The 16922-nt window shown below is 68.0% G+C and carries 15 protein-coding genes; 10 read left to right on the forward strand and 5 right to left on the reverse strand.

Annotated elements, in window-relative coordinates; translation table 11 throughout:
• Nucleotides 1–148 precede the first annotated feature (148 nt).
• From AC1DHD_RS05660 to AC1DHD_RS05675, 4 genes are read right to left on the reverse strand one after another with little or no spacing between them, the layout of a single operon-like run.
• Nucleotides 149–508, reverse strand: coding sequence for a non-heme iron oxygenase ferredoxin subunit (locus AC1DHD_RS05660; protein WP_476878767.1), 360 nt, complete (start codon nt 506–508; stop codon nt 149–151).
• Nucleotides 509–526: 18 nt separating this feature from the next.
• Nucleotides 527–1813 (reverse strand): Fe-S cluster assembly protein SufD, encoded by a 1287-nt coding sequence (gene sufD, locus AC1DHD_RS05665; protein ID WP_476878768.1) that lies wholly within the window; start codon nt 1811–1813, stop codon nt 527–529.
• A complete protein-coding gene (gene sufB, locus AC1DHD_RS05670; RefSeq protein ID WP_476878769.1) occupies nt 1813–3276 on the reverse strand; it encodes a Fe-S cluster assembly protein SufB in 1464 nt (487 codons plus the stop codon). Before sufB ends, sufD begins: the two co-directional genes overlap by 1 nt.
• Nucleotides 3276–4106 (reverse strand): helix-turn-helix transcriptional regulator, encoded by an 831-nt coding sequence (locus tag AC1DHD_RS05675; RefSeq protein WP_476878770.1) that lies wholly within the window; start codon nt 4104–4106, stop codon nt 3276–3278. Before AC1DHD_RS05675 ends, sufB begins: the two co-directional genes overlap by 1 nt.
• 113 nt (nt 4107–4219) lie before the next feature.
• Here AC1DHD_RS05675 and AC1DHD_RS05680 point away from each other — a divergent pair, with 113 nt between their 5' ends.
• The 4 genes from AC1DHD_RS05680 (at nt 4220) to AC1DHD_RS05695 (ending at nt 7666) form a co-directional block, all read left to right on the forward strand.
• Complete coding sequence (locus tag AC1DHD_RS05680; protein ID WP_476878771.1) at nt 4220–5185, forward strand: ABC transporter ATP-binding protein; 966 nt, start codon at nt 4220–4222, stop codon at nt 5183–5185.
• Nucleotides 5182–5961, forward strand: a complete 780-nt coding sequence (locus AC1DHD_RS05685) for an ABC transporter permease (protein ID WP_476878772.1) — start codon at nt 5182–5184, stop codon at nt 5959–5961. Before AC1DHD_RS05680 ends, AC1DHD_RS05685 begins: the two co-directional genes overlap by 4 nt.
• A gap of 7 nt (nt 5962–5968) precedes the next feature.
• Entirely contained in the window at nt 5969–6913 is a 945-nt protein-coding gene (locus AC1DHD_RS05690; RefSeq protein WP_476878773.1) for a COX15/CtaA family protein, read from the forward strand.
• 114 nt (nt 6914–7027) lie between these two features.
• On the forward strand, nt 7028–7666 hold the full coding sequence (locus AC1DHD_RS05695) for a DedA family protein (protein WP_476878774.1): 639 nt from the start codon (nt 7028–7030) through the stop codon (nt 7664–7666).
• Here AC1DHD_RS05695 and AC1DHD_RS05700 read toward each other — a convergent pair.
• Nucleotides 7663–8625 (reverse strand): heme o synthase, encoded by a 963-nt coding sequence (locus AC1DHD_RS05700; RefSeq protein ID WP_476878775.1) that lies wholly within the window; start codon nt 8623–8625, stop codon nt 7663–7665. The two genes, AC1DHD_RS05695 and AC1DHD_RS05700, sit on opposite strands and share 4 nt — an antisense overlap.
• 504 nt (nt 8626–9129) lie before the next feature.
• On the opposite strand from AC1DHD_RS05700, the gene tkt reads away from it, so the two are divergent.
• The 6 genes from tkt to AC1DHD_RS05730 form a co-directional block, all read left to right on the forward strand.
• Nucleotides 9130–11247, forward strand: a complete 2118-nt coding sequence (gene tkt / locus AC1DHD_RS05705) for a transketolase (RefSeq protein WP_476878780.1) — start codon at nt 9130–9132, stop codon at nt 11245–11247.
• A 69-nt stretch (nt 11248–11316) separates the two neighbouring features.
• Nucleotides 11317–12435, forward strand: a complete 1119-nt coding sequence (gene tal, locus AC1DHD_RS05710; protein ID WP_476878776.1) for a transaldolase — start codon at nt 11317–11319, stop codon at nt 12433–12435.
• 6 nt (nt 12436–12441) lie between these two features.
• Nucleotides 12442–14091, forward strand: a complete 1650-nt coding sequence (locus AC1DHD_RS05715) for a glucose-6-phosphate isomerase (protein WP_476878777.1) — start codon at nt 12442–12444, stop codon at nt 14089–14091.
• A gap of 15 nt (nt 14092–14106) precedes the next feature.
• Nucleotides 14107–15669, forward strand: coding sequence for a glucose-6-phosphate dehydrogenase (gene zwf / locus AC1DHD_RS05720; RefSeq protein ID WP_476878778.1), 1563 nt, complete (start codon nt 14107–14109; stop codon nt 15667–15669).
• Nucleotides 15666–16607: a glucose-6-phosphate dehydrogenase assembly protein OpcA gene (locus tag AC1DHD_RS05725; RefSeq protein ID WP_476878779.1), complete on the forward strand. Its 942-nt coding sequence runs from the start codon at nt 15666–15668 to the stop codon at nt 16605–16607. The genes zwf and AC1DHD_RS05725 overlap by 4 nt, the downstream gene beginning before the upstream one ends.
• A gap of 37 nt (nt 16608–16644) precedes the next feature.
• The coding region (locus tag AC1DHD_RS05730) for a 6-phosphogluconolactonase (RefSeq protein ID WP_476878781.1) at nt 16645–16922 on the forward strand (278 nt) is incomplete at its 3' end.

Below are 16922 nucleotides of genomic sequence, written 5' to 3' on the forward strand. Positions count from 1 at the left end.
GACATATGTCTTGTTCTCCTCTGCCCCGTGCGACATATGTCTTGTTCTCCTCTGCCCCGTGCCCCTCGGCGGCGGTGCGTGGTCTGGTCGAATACGTTTCTGGTGATGCTGGCCGGTCCGGCGGGGCAAGCGGGGCTTGCCGCCGGGTTCAGCTGAAGTTCGGTGCCTCGGCGCCGTTGAGGATGGTGCTGACATCCACGTAGACATCRTCATCCTGGATGGTGACAGCGAAGACCGGCACGGGGTCGTAGGCCGGCAGCTGGAGCGGCTGGCCGCTGCGCAGGTCGAACTGGGAGCCGTGGCCCCAGCACTCGATCTTGCAGCCTTCCACGTCGCCCTCGGAGAGCGAGATGTCCGCGTGCGAGCAGGTGTCGCCGATGGCGTGGATCTCCCCCATCGAGTCCTTCACTACGGCTACCGGGTAGTCGTCGATCAGGATCCGCAGCGCCTGCTTGAGCTGGATCTCGCTGGCGCTGCAGACCAGCTCGCCCTTTGGCTGTTCCGTCATGTTCGCTGTCCGTGTCCCTTAGTTGTCCGTGGCCGCGAGCTCGCGCTCGACGGCGGCCGTGAGGCGTTCCTCGATGGCCGGAACCCGGATCTGCTGGATGATCTCGTTCAGGAAGCCGCGGACCACCAGACGGCGGGCCACCTTTTCCGGAATGCCGCGGGCCATCAGGTAGAACAGGTGCTCGTCGTCGAAGCGGCCCGTGGCGCTGGCGTGGCCCGCGCCGGCGATCAGGCCGGTTTCGATCTCGAGGTTCGGCACGGAGTCGGCCCGGGCACCGTCGGTGAGGACCAGGTTGCGGTTGGCCTCGTAGGTGTCGGTGCCTTCTGCTTCCTTACGGATCAGGACGTCACCCACCCAGACGGTGTGCGCGTTGCGGCCCTGCAGGGCGCCCTTGTACAAGACATTGGACTTGCAGTTGGCTACAGCGTGGTCCACAAACAGCCGCTGTTCCAGGTGCTGGCCGGCGTCGGCGAAGTACAGGCCGAACATTTCCGCTTCGGCGCCGGGGGCGGTGAAGCGGGTGGACGGGGTGACGCGGACCAGGTCGCCGCCGAGGCTGACCACGATGTGCTTGAACTTGGCATCGCGGCCGAGCTTCGCCTGCTGGGAGGAAGCGTGCACGGCGTCGTCGTTCCATTCCTGGAGCGAGATGACGGTGAGCTGCGCGCCGTCCTCAACCAGGATTTCGATGTTTTCGGAGACGACGGCGGTGCCCTGGTGGTCCAGCACCACAACGGCCTTGGAGAACTTCTCGGCGATGATGACGACGTGCTGCGCGGCGGCCTCGGAGCCCTGGCCGGTGAGGAGCACGCTGACCTCGCCCTCGGCCTGGACCTCGGCGGGCACCGTGATGACCGTGGCTTCGGTGAAGTTTTCCCAGGCGTTGGCGGCTACCCGGTCTTCGGGGATGGCTGCCGAGCCGATGCGGGCATCGTCGCGGCCGACGGTTTCGACGCGGACGCTGTCCGGACCGGTGACGGACACGGCCGGAGCGGCGCCGTTGAGGACCTCGGTGTGCAGGCCGCGGAGGCGCTTGAGCGGGGTGAACCGCCAGTCCTCCTCCGTGCCTGTCAGCGGCTTGAAGTCCGCCAGCTTGTACGAGGTCAGGCGGCCGGCGCGGGAGCTGTCCGGGATGCCGACGCCGCCGCCGTGCGAGTGGGCCTTGACGGCTTCGCCGGCCAGCGGGGACTTCGACTCGGCCACGTTCAGCGGCGAAAGGCTTTCGCCTTCCTCCGTGAAACCGTCGATGAACGGCTGGGATGAGGGGGCGCCGATGCGCGCCTTTTCAGTAGTGATGTCAGTCATTAACCGACCGATCCTTCCATCTGCAGTTCAATCAGGCGGTTCAGCTCAAGGGCGTATTCCATCGGCAGTTCACGGGCGATCGGCTCGATGAAGCCGCGCACGATCATCGCCATGGCCTCGTCCTCGCGCATGCCGCGCGACATCAGGTAGAACAGCTGCTCTTCGCTGACCCGGGAGACCGTGGCCTCGTGGCCCATAACGACGTCGTCCTCGCGGATGTCGATGTACGGGTAGGTGTCCGAGCGGCTGATGGTGTCCACCAGGAGGGCGTCGCAGCGCACCGTGTTGGCGGAGTGCTTGGCCCCTTCGCGGACCTGGACCAGGCCGCGGTAGGCGGCGCGGCCGCCGCCGCGGGCGACGGACTTGGAGATGATGGAGCTCTTCGTGTTCGGCGCGATGTGCACCATCTTGGAGCCCGTGTCCTGGTGCTGGTTTTCACCGGCGAACGCGATGGAGAGGGTCTCGCCCTTCGCACCCTCGCCCACGAGGTAGACGGCCGGGTACTTCATGGTGACCTTGGACCCGATGTTGCCGTCGATCCACTCCATGGTGGCGCCCTCTTCGCAGATGGCGCGCTTGGTGACCAGGTTGTACACGTTGGTGGACCAGTTCTGGATGGTCGTGTAGCGGACGCGGGCGCCCTTCTTCACAACGATCTCCACAACGGCGGAGTGCAGCGAGTCCGAGGTGTAGATCGGCGCCGTGCAGCCCTCGATGTAGTGGACGTAGGAGTCCTCGTCCGCGATGATCAGGGTCCGCTCGAACTGGYCCATGTTCTCGGTGTTGATGCGGAAGTAGGCCTGCAGCGGGATGTCCACGTGGACGCCCTTGGGCACGTACACAAACGAACCGCCGGACCACACCGCGGTGTTCAGCGAGGCGAACTTGTTATCACCCACGGGGATGATGGTGCCGAAGTACTCCTGGAAGATTTCCGGGTGTTCGCGCAGCGCGGTGTCGGTGTCCAGGAAGATCACGCCCTGGGCTTCGAGGTCCTCGCGGATCTGGTGGTAAACCACCTCGGACTCGTACTGGGCGGCCACGCCGGAGACCAGGCGGCTGCGCTCGGCTTCCGGGATGCCCAGCTTCTCGTAGGTGTTCCGGATGTCCTCGGGCAGGTCCTCCCAGGTGGCGGCCTGCTTCTCCGTGGAGCGCACGAAGTACTTGATGTTGTCGAAGTCGATGCCGGACAGGTCCGCGCCCCAGGTGGGCATGGGCTTGCGGTCGAAGTACTTCAGGCCCTTCAGGCGCAGGTCCAGCATCCATTCCGGCTCGTTCTTCTTGGCCGAGATGTCACGTACGACGTCCTCATCGATACCACGGCGGGCGTTGGCGCCGACGTCGTTCTTGTCGGCCCAGCCGTACTCGTAGGTTCCGATTCCGTGGAGCTCGGGATTCTTTTCCAGAATCTCAGAGATCACAGTGGATTCAGCAACCTTCTTCTCTGATAGTTGGTCCGTCATCACGGCCTTTCTTGCAGATGGTTGGATACTTCGTCCGGGTTGCCCGGGCCTGCGGGGCTGGCGGCCCCTGCGGCGGCCGGACGGCCCGTAGGTATGTGGGTGGTGCAGACGTGCCCGCCGCGGGCGAGCGTGGAAAGCCTGCGCACGTCGACGCCGACCAGCCGGGAGAACAGCTCGGTCTCGACGTCGCAAAACACGGGGAACTGCGCCGCGAGCTGCTGGATGGGGCAGTGTCCCTGGCAAAGCTGGACGCTGGAGAGTGCGGCAGGGAGCGGAGCCTTGGCCTCGATTGACTGGGCCGAGGCAACGAACCCGTCGCGGCTCAGGGCCTCGGAGAGGGCCCGGGCACGGGCCGTAATATCCGTCCCGGCCTGCTCGATCTCCGGGGCGTACCGGCGTTCCATGTCCGCGAAGCGCTCGACGGCGAATTCCCGCACCGCGTCGGACCCGGCCATATCGCTGAGCTTCTGCAGCGCCGACCCGGCAATGTCGAGGTAGTCGTTGCCCAATGTCGACTGGCCCTGCGAGCTGAGCACATACCGCCTCGCGGGCCTCCCCGCGCCCGCGCCCGCCCGCGCGGCACGCTTGACCTCGATGACGCCGTGGCGTGAAAGGTGGTCCAGGTGGCGGCGGACCGCTGCAGGGGTGAACCCGAGGAGTTCGCCCAGTTCCGCGGCGCTGATGGGGCCGTGCTCCAGAACAGCGGCGAGGACGCGGTCACGCGTGCGGTCCTCCGCATCGGAGGCATGCGTCGAGGAAGCCGGCGCTCCCCCGGCGGGCTCATGCGCCTCCGCCCGCGCGGAAGGCACGGCAGACGTTGTTGGACTCATGGAATACACAACACAATCATGTCGTAATTTAGTCCCCTGATCCAGTAAGGCATGGCTTTGCTGGGCCCGCTCGCGGTCAGGGAACGTCCTACTACATCGCGTAGAATGCTCTGGTGCGATCTCCCGAATCCCCCGCCCTGACAATCAGCGGGCTCGTCAAGGACGTTGGCCCGCTGCCCAGCCTCGACGGCAAGATGCTGCGGGTGGTCAGCGACCTCTCCCTCACGGCCGAGCGCGGCCAGGTCACGGCCCTGTTGGGAGCCAACGGGGCCGGAAAGACCACCACCATCGAATGCGCCCAGGGCCTGCAGAAACGTACCGGCGGGAGCATCAGCCTGCTGGGCCATGACCCTGACACGTCCGGCGCGGAGCTGCGTGCCCGCGTCGGCGTGATGCTCCAGGACGGGGGCCTGCCTCCGTCGGCCCGCCCCATCCCCCTGCTCCGCCACATCGCGGGCATGTACCAGGACCCATGGCCGCTGGATGAACTGATCGGCCGGCTGGGCATCGAGGCCTTCAGCCGGACCTCCGTCCGGCGGCTCTCGGGCGGCCAGAAGCAGCGGCTGGCACTCGCGGCCGCCCTTGTGGGGCGCCCGGAAGTGCTGTTCCTCGACGAGCCGAGCGCCGGCCTGGATCCGCAGTCGCGGCAGCTGGTGTTCGAACTGATCGGCGAACTGCGGGACCGCGGGATGGGCATCATCCTGACCACGCACCTGATGGACGACGCCCAGCGCCTCGCGGACTACGTCTACATCATCGACGCCGGCAGGAACGTCGCCGAGGGCACCGTTGCCCAGCTCCTGCGCCATGAACTGGCACCGGCCGGCGGGCAACACATCCGCACCCTGCACTTCGAGGCCACCCCGGGGCTCGACCTCGCCGGCGTCCTGCCGCCGGGCATCGAGGTCCGGGAAACCCGCGCCGGAAGCTACACCGCCACGGGGGCGCTGACACCGGCCGACCTCGCGGCCATCACCGCCTGGTGGGCGGAGCGCGGCATCATGCCCGCGTCCATGAGCCTGGCCGCCCGCAGCCTCGAGGACGTCTTCCTCGACATCTCCGGAAGGGACATCCGATGACCCCGGTTACCGCCCCCGCAGGCAACCCGCTGGGCAGCGGACCGGCGCCGCTCCTGCGCCGTGTCCTGCTGCAGGGCAGGTACGAGACCGTCACCATGATCCGCAACGGCGAGCAACTGATCCTCGCGATCATCCTGCCGCTCCTGGCCCTGATCGGCCTGACCGTCACTCCACTGCTCGACGGGCTCGGCGCCAGCCGGGTCAACGTCGCAGTACCGGGCATCCTGGCCCTGTGCGCCATGTCCACCGCCTTCACCGGCCAGGGCATCGCCACGGGCTTCGACCGCCGGTACGGTGTGCTCCGTTTCCTGTCCAGCACTCCCCTGGGCCGCACCGGCCTGATCCTTGGCAAAGTGCTCGCCGTCCTCGCAGTGCTGCTGCTGCAGGTACTGGTGGTGGCCGCCGTCGCACTGCCCCTGGGCTGGCGGCCGTCCGCCGTCGGCATCCTGCCAGGCATCGGCCTGCTGATCCTTGGTGCGGCGGCCTTCACGGCCCTCGGCCTCCTGGTGGCCGGCACAGTCCGGCCCGAGGCGACACTCGCGATCACCAACCTGCTCTGGATCCTGCTCGGCGCTCTGGGCGGCATCGTTATTCCGGCCGAGCGGCTCCCGGCCCTCGCCCAGGCGGTGGTCCACTTCCTGCCCTCCGGCGCGCTGGGCCAGGCGCTGAGGGATGCCTTCCTGCACGGCAGCGTCAACCTGGCCGCCGTATTTGTCCTGCTGCTCTGGACGGCGATTGCCGGCTTCGCAGCAACCCGTTGGTTCAAGTGGAATTGAGAAAACTGTGAGTACGGCTTCCCGCCCTTCCCGCATCGTGTCCCGGATTTCCTCCCGGCTGCCCGTCACCGTCGACARRACGRTCCGCCGGCTGGCCGTCCTGTCCCTGATCGGCCAGACGGTCCTGGTGGTAACCGGCGGGGCTGTCCGGCTGACGGCCTCAGGCCTGGGCTGCCCCACGTGGCCCCGCTGCACCGACGGCTCGCTCGTGAACACCCCCGAAATGGGAATCCACGGCGTCATCGAATTCGGCAACCGGCTGCTGACTTTCGCGCTGGCCGCCGTCGCCGTCATGATGCTGGTCTACCTGTGGAACCTGCGCAAGGAACGCCGGGACCTCTTCCTGCTGGCCCTCGGACTGCTCGCCAGCATCCCGGCCCAGGCCGTAATTGGCGGAATCACCGTCCTGACGGGGCTGAACCCGTGGGTGGTGGGCCTGCACTTCCTGGTCTCGATGGCACTAGTGGTCCTGGCCACCCTTCTGGTCAACCGGGCCTACGGCAGGACCGGCCGCGCCCTGGCCCGCGAGCTTCCGGCGCTCCCCGGCGCCGCGCGCCCCGTGATGGCCGCCGTCGCCCTGTTCTCGGCCGTGGCCGTATGCCTCGGTGTTGTGGTGACCGGCGCCGGACCCCACGCCGGCGACGCCACTGCCCCGCGCAACAACCTCGACTGGGACCTGTTCTCGCACATCCACGCTGTCCCCGCGTACCTCGTGACCGCCGGCGCCCTCGTCGGCGTGTTCCTCGTGGTCCGCGGCCGCATCACCGGCCCGTTCCGTGCCGCCGTGCTGATGCTCCTCGGCGTCACCGTACTCCAGGCCGTTATCGGCTTCACGCAGTACTACAACGGCATCCCGGCACTCCTGGTCGGCGCCCACATGCTCGGCGCTGCCCTGCTGATGAGCGCATCCACCAACGCGGCGGACATCGCGCGGAACAGCCCGCGGAGCTGACCCGCCTCTTCCTGCAATCCCTCACACGGGGTCACTGGCCGCCTCTCCGGCGTCGGGTGGCCCCGTGTTGCGTTGTCGGCCGGTAACCTGACTCTGTCGAGGGAGAGGGCAGTAGTGAACGCGATCATCGAGGGCATCCTGAACATCAGCCCCGCGCTGGCGTTCACGCTCGTGGCCGGTCTGGTGTTCGCGGAGGACGCCATCTTCGTGGGCTTCGTCATTCCGGGCGAGACCGCCGCGGTGCTCGGCGGCGTCATCGCGAGCCGCGGTGAGGTGCCGCTGTGGGGCATGGCGGCCGTGGTGGTTGCCGCGGCCATCGCCGGTGACACGGTGGGCTACGAAATCGGCAAGCACGTGGGGACCCGGCTGCTGGATATCCGGCTGATGAAACGGCGGCGGCGCGGCCTGGCCAAGGCGCAGGCCTTCTTGCGCCGGCGCGGCGGTTCGGCCGTCTTCCTGGGCCGCTTCGTGGCGTTCTTCCGGGCGGTGATGCCCGCCCTGGCCGGAGCCTCGCGGACGCACTACCCGCGCTTCCTGGCCTTCAACGCAGCGGGCGGGGTGGTCTGGGGTACAGGGTTCGTGCTGCTGGGCTTCTTCGCCGGGAACTCCTACGACGCCGTCGCAAAAGTGGCCGGCCGTGACATCACCGCGGTGGTGGTGACCCTCGGCGTGCTGGGGCTGATCGTCTGGCACCTGCGCCGGACGCGGCGCGCCCGGCGGGAACCGGCAGGGGATGCCGGCGGCGGGAACTAGCCGCCGACGATCGCCGATCCGATGAACGGATCGACGGCCAGCGCGATGAACAGCAGCGTGAGGTAGCTGATCGAGCCGTGGAAAACCTTCATGGCTCCCTTGTTGGACACGTCCCCGCCCTGGGCCCGGTTGTACAGCGCATGGGACTCGTACAGGAACCAGGCACCCGCGGCGACGGCGGTAACGGTGTACACCCAGCCGGCCCCGCCCACCGGGATCAGGAGCAGCGAGCAGGCCACCATCGCCCAGGCGTAAAGCACCACCTGAACGGAGACCACCTTGGCGCCGGCGATCGCGCCGAGCATCGGGACGTTGGCGTTGCGGTAGTCCTCGCCGTAGCGCATGGACAGCGGCCAGTAGTGCGGGGGCGTCCAGAGGAAGATGACCATAAAGAGGACGACGGCGGGCCACTCGACGGTGTTGGTCACCGCGGCCCAGGCGATCAGTACGGGGAAGCAGCCGGCGGCGCCGCCCCAGACGATGTTCTGCGCGGTCCGGCGCTTGAGGATCATCGTGTAGATGACCACGTAGAAGACGATGGCGCCCAGGCCCAGCCAGGCGGACAGCGGGTTGGCGCCGAACCAGAGGATGACGATCGCGGCCGCGCCGAGGAGCCAGGAGAAGACCAGCGCTTCGCGCGGGGTCACTTCACCGGTGACCAGGGGCCGGTTCTCGGTCCGGTGCATCAGCTTGTCGATGTCCCGGTCGATATAGCAGTTGAACGCCCCCGCACTGCCGGCAGCGAAAGCCCCACCGACCAGGGTTGCCAGGATCAGGCCCAGCGACGGGAATCCGCGTTCAGCGTAAATCATGGTGGGCAGCGTACTGACCAACAGGAGTTCGATCACCCGCGGTTTTGTGAGCGCCAGGTAGGCCTTGGCTTTACGGCCGAAGCCGATGCGGCCGGGGGCCCGGGAAGCGTTCAGTGGCGTATCAGTTGTGCTCACGGTGGCAGTCACTCTGTTCTGTCTGGCTGTTCAGTCCGGCTGGTCATCGCAGTGCGTCCTGGATCCGGCGCACGGCATTCGGAGGGGGTCCACGCGCGGCGCACAGGCATGTCCTCGCCCCCGTTGGTAGCCACCACCCATCATACCGTGGCGGCACGAGCCGCCGGCCCTGCCGCGGGCGGCCATAATTCGGGCATGTTAACGCGGGTTCACCGCCCCGGTATTCCACGGTGATTCATATAAGCCGGAAAGCGGTCCAATTCGTGAGATGTACGCCGCTGGGCCGGTGGAATGGGGATAAGCTGTCACACAGATCAGCATGCTCGGCTGCCCGCCCTTTCGGGGCGTTAGGGCCGCCGCGGATGCGACTGAATGATAGATCAACGTTTCGATGGTGAACGGCTGGTACGAACCGCAGCGGGCACCGACCTGTGCTCCAGCGGGAAATCCTTCCCAAAGCGAAGAACCGTACCACCGGCCGTCAGCACAGAGAGGGGCCCGGTTTACGTGCCACATTTGGAAGAGCAAGAACTGTCATGGACCGACATCGACGCCCGAGCCGTGGACACTGTCCGGGTGCTGGCGGCGGATGCGGTGGAGAAGGTCGGGAACGGCCACCCTGGCACGGCCATGAGCCTGGCCCCGGCGGCGTACCTGCTTTTCCAGAAACTGATGCGGCACGATCCGGCGGATCCGGAGTGGCTGGGCCGTGACCGGTTCGTCCTCTCCCCCGGGCAYACCTCCCTGACGCTGTATATCCAGCTGTTCCTCTCCGGCTACGGCCTGGAGCTGAAGGACCTCGAGGCGCTGCGGACCKGGGGGTCGCTGACCCCCGGGCACCCGGAGTACAAGCACACCGCCGGGGTGGAGATCACCACCGGCCCGCTCGGGCAGGGCCTGGCCTCCGCGGTCGGGTTCGCCTACTCGCAGCGGCGGATGCGCGGGCTGTTCGACGCCGAGGCGCCCGCCGGGCAGTCCCCGTTCGACCACACCGTCTGGGTCATCGCCTCCGACGGGGACCTGCAGGAAGGCGTGACGTCCGAGGCGTCCTCTCTCGCCGGGCACCAGGAACTGGGCAACCTCGTGGTGATCTACGACGAGAACCACATCTCCATCGAGGACGACACGGACGTGGCGTTCACCGAGGACGTCCTGGCCCGCTACAAGGCCTACGGCTGGCACACCCAGCGGGTCGACTGGACCCGGACGGGTGAATACAAGGAAGACATCGCCGAACTCCACGCGGCCCTGCTCGCGGCGAAGGCCGAGACGGACAAGCCCTCGATCATTTCGCTGCGGACCATCATCGGCTGGCCCGCACCGAAGAAGCAGAACACCGGCAAGATCCACGGCTCGGCCCTCGGCGCGGAGGAAGTCGCCGGCCTGAAGACGGTCCTCGGGTTCGACCCGGAGAAATCGTTCCAGGTCGAGGAGGACGTCCTCGCCCACACCCGGGGGGCCCGGGACCGCGGCGCCGCCGAGCGCAAGATCTGGCAGGAAGGCTTCGACGCCTGGCAGGCCGCCTACCCGGAGTCCGCTGCCCTGCTCGAACGCATCGAGTCCCGCACCCTGCCCGAGGGCTTCGACGCGGCGCTGCCGGTGTTCGAGGCCGGGAAGGACGTCTCCACCCGGGCCGCGTCCGGGAAGGTGCTGAACGCGATCGGACCGGTCATGCCCGAACTCTGGGGCGGCTCGGCCGACCTCGCCGAGTCGAACAACACCACCATCGAGGGCTCGCCCTCGTTCATTCCCGCGTCCCGGCAGACCGAGGCGTGGAAGGGCAACCCCTACGGCCGGGTCCTGCACTTCGGGATCCGCGAACACGCCGCCGCCTCGATCGTGAACGGCATCACCCTGGCCGGCCCCACCCGGGCGTTCTCCGGCACGTTCCTGATCTTCTCGGACTACCAGCGCCCCGCGATCCGGCTCGGCGCCCTCATGGGGGTCCCGTCGCTCTACGTCTGGACCCACGACTCGATCGGCCTCGGCGAGGACGGCCCCACCCACCAGCCGGTCGAACAGCTCGCCGCGCTCCGCGCGATCCCGGGCCTGGACGTCGTCCGGCCAGGTGACGCGAACGAGGTTGCCGCGGCCTGGAAGACCATGCTCGAAAACCACGCCCACCCCGCCGGGATCGTCCTGACCCGGCAGAACATCCCCACCTACGCCCGCGGGACCGGCGAGGCCGACGGCGACACGTTCGCCTCCACCGCCGGAGTCGCACGCGGAGGCTATGTCCTGGCCGAAGCCTCCACCCAGGGCCGGTCCGTGACACCCCAGGTCATCCTGATCGGCACCGGCTCCGAGGTCCAGCTCGCCGTCAACGCCCGCGAAGCCCTGCAGGCCGAAGGGATCCCCACCCGGGTCGTGTCCATGCCCTGCGTCGAATGGTTCCACCGCCAGGACCAGGCCTACCGCGACGTCGTGCTGCCCCCCGCTGTGAAGGCACGCGTCTCCGTGGAAGCCGGACTGGCCCTGGGCTGGCGCGAGTTTGTCGGCGACGCCGGCCGCTCCATCAGCCTCGAACACTTCGGCGCGTCCGCGGACTACAAACGCCTCTTCCAGGAATTCGGCATCACCACCGAAGCCCTCACCACCGCAGCCAAAGAATCCCTCCACGGACTCAACGCCTAAACCCCAACTTCACGCTTTCCGGGCCGCCGCCCCACTGACGGCGGCGGCCCCAGACTTCAGGAGTTACACATGAACACCACCCCCACCCAGCAGCTCTCCGATGCCGGCGTCTCCATCTGGCTCGATGACCTCTCCCGCGGCCGCCTGGCTACCAGCACCCTGCGCAAGCTGATCGAAGAGAAGAACGTCGTTGGGGTCACCACCAACCCCAGCATCTTCCACGCAGCCATCACCGCCGGCACCGATTACGACGCCACCATCAGCGAACTGGCCGCGGCGGGCGCCAGCGTTGAAGAGACCGTCTTCTCGATCACCACCACCGACGTCGCGGACGCCTGCGACCTCTTCGCACCGGTTGCCGCGGCAACGCAGGGCGTGGATGGCCGCGTCTCCATCGAGGTGGACCCCCGCCTGGCGTGGGACACCGCAGGGACCATTACCGAGGCCAAGAAACTCCACGGCCAGGTCAACAAGGACAACGTCCTGATCAAGATCCCCGCCACGGTCGAGGGCCTTGAGGCGATCACCGCCACGCTGGCCAGCGGCATCAGCGTTAACGTGACCCTGATCTTCTCGCTCGAACGCTACCGCGCAGTGATCAACGCGTTCCAGAGTGGACTGGAGCAGGCGAAGGAAAACGGCCACGACCTCTCCAAGATCCACTCGGTGGCATCCTTCTTCGTTTCCCGCGTTGACTCGGAAATCGACAAGCGCCTCGACGCCATCGGCACCGACGAAGCCCGGGCCCTCAAGGGCAAGGCCGGCCTGGCCAACGCCCGGCTGGCCTACCAGGTCTACGAGGAACTCTTCTCCACCGAACGCTGGGCCCTGCTCGCCGAGGCCGGTGCCCGCCCGCAGCGTCCGCTGTGGGCCTCCACCGGCGTCAAGGATCCGGCGTACCCGGACACCCTGTACGTAACGGAACTGGTCGCCCCCGGCGTGGTCAACACGATGCCCGAGAAGACCCTCGACGCCACCTACGACCACGGAGCCATCACCGGCGACACCGTGACCCGCGGTTACAACGACGCCAACGCCACCCTGAACTCCCTCGACGCGCTCGGCATCTCCTACAACGAGGTGGTGGCCCTGCTCGAGACCGAGGGCCTGGACAAGTTTGTGGCAAGCTGGAAGGAACTGCTGGCCGACGTCGAGGGCGCCCTCGCCGCTGCACGGAAGGACGCATAGCCTCCTATGACCACTCTCAGCTACGACGCCACGGGCGCTGCCCGCCAGGCCCACGAACAGCACCTGCCCGCCCTGCTTGAGGACCGGGTCGCCACCCGGATCTTCGCCAAGGACGCCACCCTGTGGGGTCCGGACGCCGAGTCCGAGGCCGCGGTCCGGCTGGGCTGGGTGGAGGCCGCTTCGGTCTCCCAGCCGCTCGTCGCGGACATCCTCGCCCTGCGTGATGCGTTCCGCGCCGAGGGCGTGAGCCGGATTGTCCTGTGTGGCATGGGCGGTTCCTCCCTGGCCCCCGAGGTCATTGCCGGAACCGCCGGCGTCGAGCTGACGGTCCTGGACAGCACCGACCCCGAGCAGGTCGCTGCCGCCCTCGCCRACCGCCTGGCCGAAACCGCCATCGTGGTGTCCTCGAAGTCAGGCTCCACCCTGGAAACGGACTCGCAGCGGCGCGTCTTCGAGCACGCCTTCACCGAGGCAGGACTCGACGCGAAGAGCCGCATCGTCATTGTCACCGATCCCGGTTCCCCCCTGGACAAGGCCTCCCGCGAGGCCGGCTACCGCGCCGTGTTCAACGCCGACCCCAACGTGGGTGGCCGCTACTCGGCGCTCACCGCTTTCGGCCTGGTGCCGTGCGGGCTGGCCGGTGTCGACATCCAGGCGTTCCTTGACGAGGCCGAAGAAACGGCGGAGATCCTGAACGATGACAGCGCGGAGAACATCGGCCTGGCCCTTGGCGCCGCACTGGGCGGCACCAACCCGCTGCGCGACAAGGTGGTCATCGCCGAGGACGGCTCCGGGATTGCCGGATTCGCTGACTGGGCCGAACAGCTGATCGCCGAATCCACTGGCAAGCTCGGCACCGGCGTCTTGCCGGTAGTCGCCGGCCCTAACGCCCCCGAGGTTACCGGCGGCGCCGCTGACGTCCTGGCCATCCGGCTGGTGGCCGCGGACGCCGACGTCGAACTCGGCGCCAACGAGGCGGCCATTGCCGGCGGCCTGGCCGCGCAGATGATGACGTGGGAGTTCGCCACGGCCGTCGCTGGCCGTCTGCTCGGCATCAACCCCTTCGACCAGCCCGACGTCGAGGCCGCCAAGGTGGCCGCCCGCGGGCTGCTGGACGCCCAGCCGGAGCCCACGCCCGCCAACTTCACCGACGGAACCATCGAGGTCCGCGGCGGCGACTGGCTGGGCGGCGCCGGGACGGCGGCGGACGCCGTCAAGGCCCTCCTGGGCCAGCTTGGCGCGGACGGCTACCTGAGCGTCCAGGCCTACTTTGACCGGCTCAGCTACGCCCCCCTCGAAGGCATCCGGGACGAGCTCGCCGCCGTAAGCGGCCGTCCCGTCACCTTCGGCTGGGGCCCGCGCTTCCTGCACTCCACCGGCCAGTTCCACAAGGGCGGACCGGCGATCGGGGTCTTCCTGCAGGTCACCGCGGCCGCGGCGACGGACCTTCCCATCCCGGACCGGCCGTTCACGTTTGGTGAACTGATCACGGCCCAGGCGGCAGGCGACGCGCAGGTCCTCAGCGAACACGGCCGGCCCGTCCTGCGGCTCCACCTCACGGACCGTGCTGCCGGCGTCCGCCAACTGCAGCAGCTCATCTCGTCGCTGGCCGGCACGTCATCGGCCGCCCGTCCGGCGTCATCCACCGAAAGCTAAGGCACTTCAGCAACCATGCCACTCTCGCAAAACGGCGGCGCTAAGTCCGCGGGCCGGGGGCGTAATCCGCTCCGGGACCCGCGGGACCGCCGACTGAACCGCATCGCCGGCCCGTCCTCCCTGGTGCTTTTCGGCGTCACCGGTGACCTCGCCCGCAAGAAACTCATGCCGGCCGTCTACGACCTCGCCAACCGCGGGCTGCTTCCGCCCAGCTTCGCGCTGGTCGGCTTCGCCCGCCGGCAGTGGGACAACGAGGACTTCGCCGCGGAGGTGAAGGAATCGGTCAAGAACTACGCACGCACGCCGTTCGACGAGACGGTGTGGAAGCAGCTCTCCGAGGGCATCCGGTTCGTGGAGGGCGAGTTCGACGACGACGACGCTTTCGAGCGCCTCAGCGAGACAATCGACGAACTCGACGAACAGCGCGGCACGCGGGGCAACCACGCGTTCTACCTGTCCATCCCGCCGAAGGCCTTTGAACTGGTCTGCCGCCAGCTCTCCAAGCATGGGCTGGCCCAGGCCGAGGGCGACAAGTGGCGCCGCGTGGTGATCGAGAAGCCTTTCGGGCATGACCTCGAGTCCGCGCGCCAACTCAATGACATCGTCGAATCGGTCTTCCCGCCGGACGCCGTTTTCCGGATCGACCACTACCTTGGCAAGGAGACGGTCCAGAACATCCTGGCCCTGCGCTTCGCCAACCAGCTGTTCGAACCCCTGTGGAACGCCAACTACGTGGACCACGTCCAGATCACCATGGCGGAGGACATCGGCACGGGCGGCCGCGCAGGCTACTACGACGGCGTGGGCGCGGCCCGCGACGTCATCCAGAACCACCTGCTGCAGCTCCTGGCCCTGACGGCCATGGAGGAACCAATCTCCTTCAACGCTGATGACCTCCGGGCCGAGAAGGAAAAGGTCCTGGCTGCGGTGCGGCTGCCCGAAGACCTGTCCTCGCACTCGGCCCGCGGGCAGTTCACCGGCGGCTGGCAGGGCGGCGAGGAGGTTCTTGGCTACCTCGAGGAGGAGGGCATTCCCGCCGACTCCAAAACCGAGACGTTCGCCGCGATCCGGGTGGACATCAACACCCGGCGCTGGAGCGGCGTGCCGTTCTACCTTCGGGCCGGTAAGCGGCTCGGCCGCAGGGTCACGGAAATCGCCGTCGTTTTCAAGCGCGCCCCCAACCTGCTCTTCCGCGACCACGGCGAGGACGACTTCGGCCAGAACGCCGTCGTGATCCGGGTCCAGCCCGACGAAGGCGCCACCATCCGCTTCGGTTCCAAGGTGCCGGGCACGCAGATGGAAGTCCGCGACGTCACGATGGACTTCGGCTACGGCCATTCGTTCACCGAATCCAGCCCCGAGGCCTACGAGCGGCTCATCCTGGACGTCCTGCTCGGCGAACCGCCCCTGTTCCCCCGGCATCAGGAAGTCGAACTGTCCTGGAAGATCCTTGACCCGTTCGAGGATTACTGGGCCGGGCTCAAGGAACAGCCCGAGCCGTACGCCCCGGGAAGCTGGGGTCCCGGCTCCGCCGATGAACTGCTCGCCCGCGACGGACGGACCTGGAGAAGGCCATGATCGTAGATCTCCCCGACACAACAACCTCCAAGATCTCCAAAAAGATCATGGCCCTGCGCGAACAGGGCGGCGTGATCGCCCTGGGCCGCGTCCTCACCCTGGTGGTGGTGACCAAGTCCGGGCTCGAAGAGGAAGCCATCGAGGCCGCCAACGAGGCCAGCCGGGAGCACCCCTGCCGGATCATCGTCCTGGCCGACGCCGGCGCCGAGGCACCTACCCGGCTGGACGCCCAGATCCGCGTGGGCGGCGACGCCGGCGCGTCCGAGGTAATCCTGCTCCGCGGCTACGGCGAACTCGCGGAGGAGAGCGAATCCCTGGTGGCCGCCCTCCTGCTCCCGGATGCACCGATCGTGGCCTGGTGGCCGCACGGCGCCCCGCGGAATGCCTGCGAAACCTCCATCGGCCGGATCGCGCACCGCCGGATCACCGACTCGGCCAACGAATCCGATCCCCTCGCGGCGCTGGACAACCTCCGGAGCACCTACAAGGCCGGCGACACCGACCTCGCCTGGACCCGCCTGACCAACTGGCGGATCCAGCTGGCCGCAGTCCTGGACCAGGTGGATGCCTCTCCGGTCACCGCGGTGGCCGTCGAAGGCGCCTCCGACTCCCCCAGCACCATGCTGCTGGCGGCGTGGCTGACGCTCGCGCTGGACGCTCCGGTGACCATCGTGGCGGACCCGGCCGGCACCGGCATCCGGCGGGTGCGGCTGACCCGCACCGGCGGCGATGTGCAGCTGTACCGTCCCGGCCTGACCGTGGCCGAACTGACCCAGCCGGGCCAGCCAGCGCAACGGATCTCGCTCCCCCGCCGCAGCCTGAAAGACTGCCTGGCCGAGGAGCTGCGGCGTCTGGACCCCGACGAAGTCTTCGGCGAAGTGATTACTATTGGACTGCCCCGTACCAACCTAAGGAGTGTCCGTCCCAGTGAGCGCTGACCCGAGAGTAAGCATCCATCCAGACTCGGCTGTCCTGATGGCGGCCATCGCGGCGCGCCTGATCACCAAGCTTGTGGACATCCAGGACAAGCACGGCGAGGCAACGGTGGTGCTTACCGGAGGAACAATGGGCATCGGCTCCCTCAAGGCAGTCGCCGAGTCACCGGCCGCCCGTGCGGTGGACTGGGCCAAGGTGAACTTCTGGTGGGGGGATGAGCGGTTCGTCGGCACCGACGACGCYGACCGCAACGCCCGCCAGGCCCAGGAGGCGCTGCTCTCCCATATCGACGTCGACCCTGCCCGCATCCACATCCC

This window comes from Arthrobacter sp. 05L45_2, assembly GCF_056397525.1.

Excerpts from the sequence above, each read along its gene's own strand:
- sufD (WP_476878768.1), bottom strand. The coding sequence starts at position 1,813 with ATGACTGACATCACTACTGAAAAGGCGCGCATCGGCGCCCCCTCATCC.
- AC1DHD_RS05675 (WP_476878770.1), bottom strand. The coding sequence starts at position 4,106 with ATGAGTCCAACAACGTCTGCCGTGCCTTCCGCGCGGGCGGAGGCGCAT.
- AC1DHD_RS05685 (WP_476878772.1), top strand. The coding sequence starts at position 5,182 with ATGACCCCGGTTACCGCCCCCGCAGGCAACCCGCTGGGCAGCGGACCG.
- tal (WP_476878776.1), top strand. The coding sequence starts at position 11,317 with ATGAACACCACCCCCACCCAGCAGCTCTCCGATGCCGGCGTCTCCATC.
- zwf (WP_476878778.1), top strand. The coding sequence starts at position 14,107 with ATGCCACTCTCGCAAAACGGCGGCGCTAAGTCCGCGGGCCGGGGGCGT.
- AC1DHD_RS05725 (WP_476878779.1), top strand. The coding sequence starts at position 15,666 with ATGATCGTAGATCTCCCCGACACAACAACCTCCAAGATCTCCAAAAAG.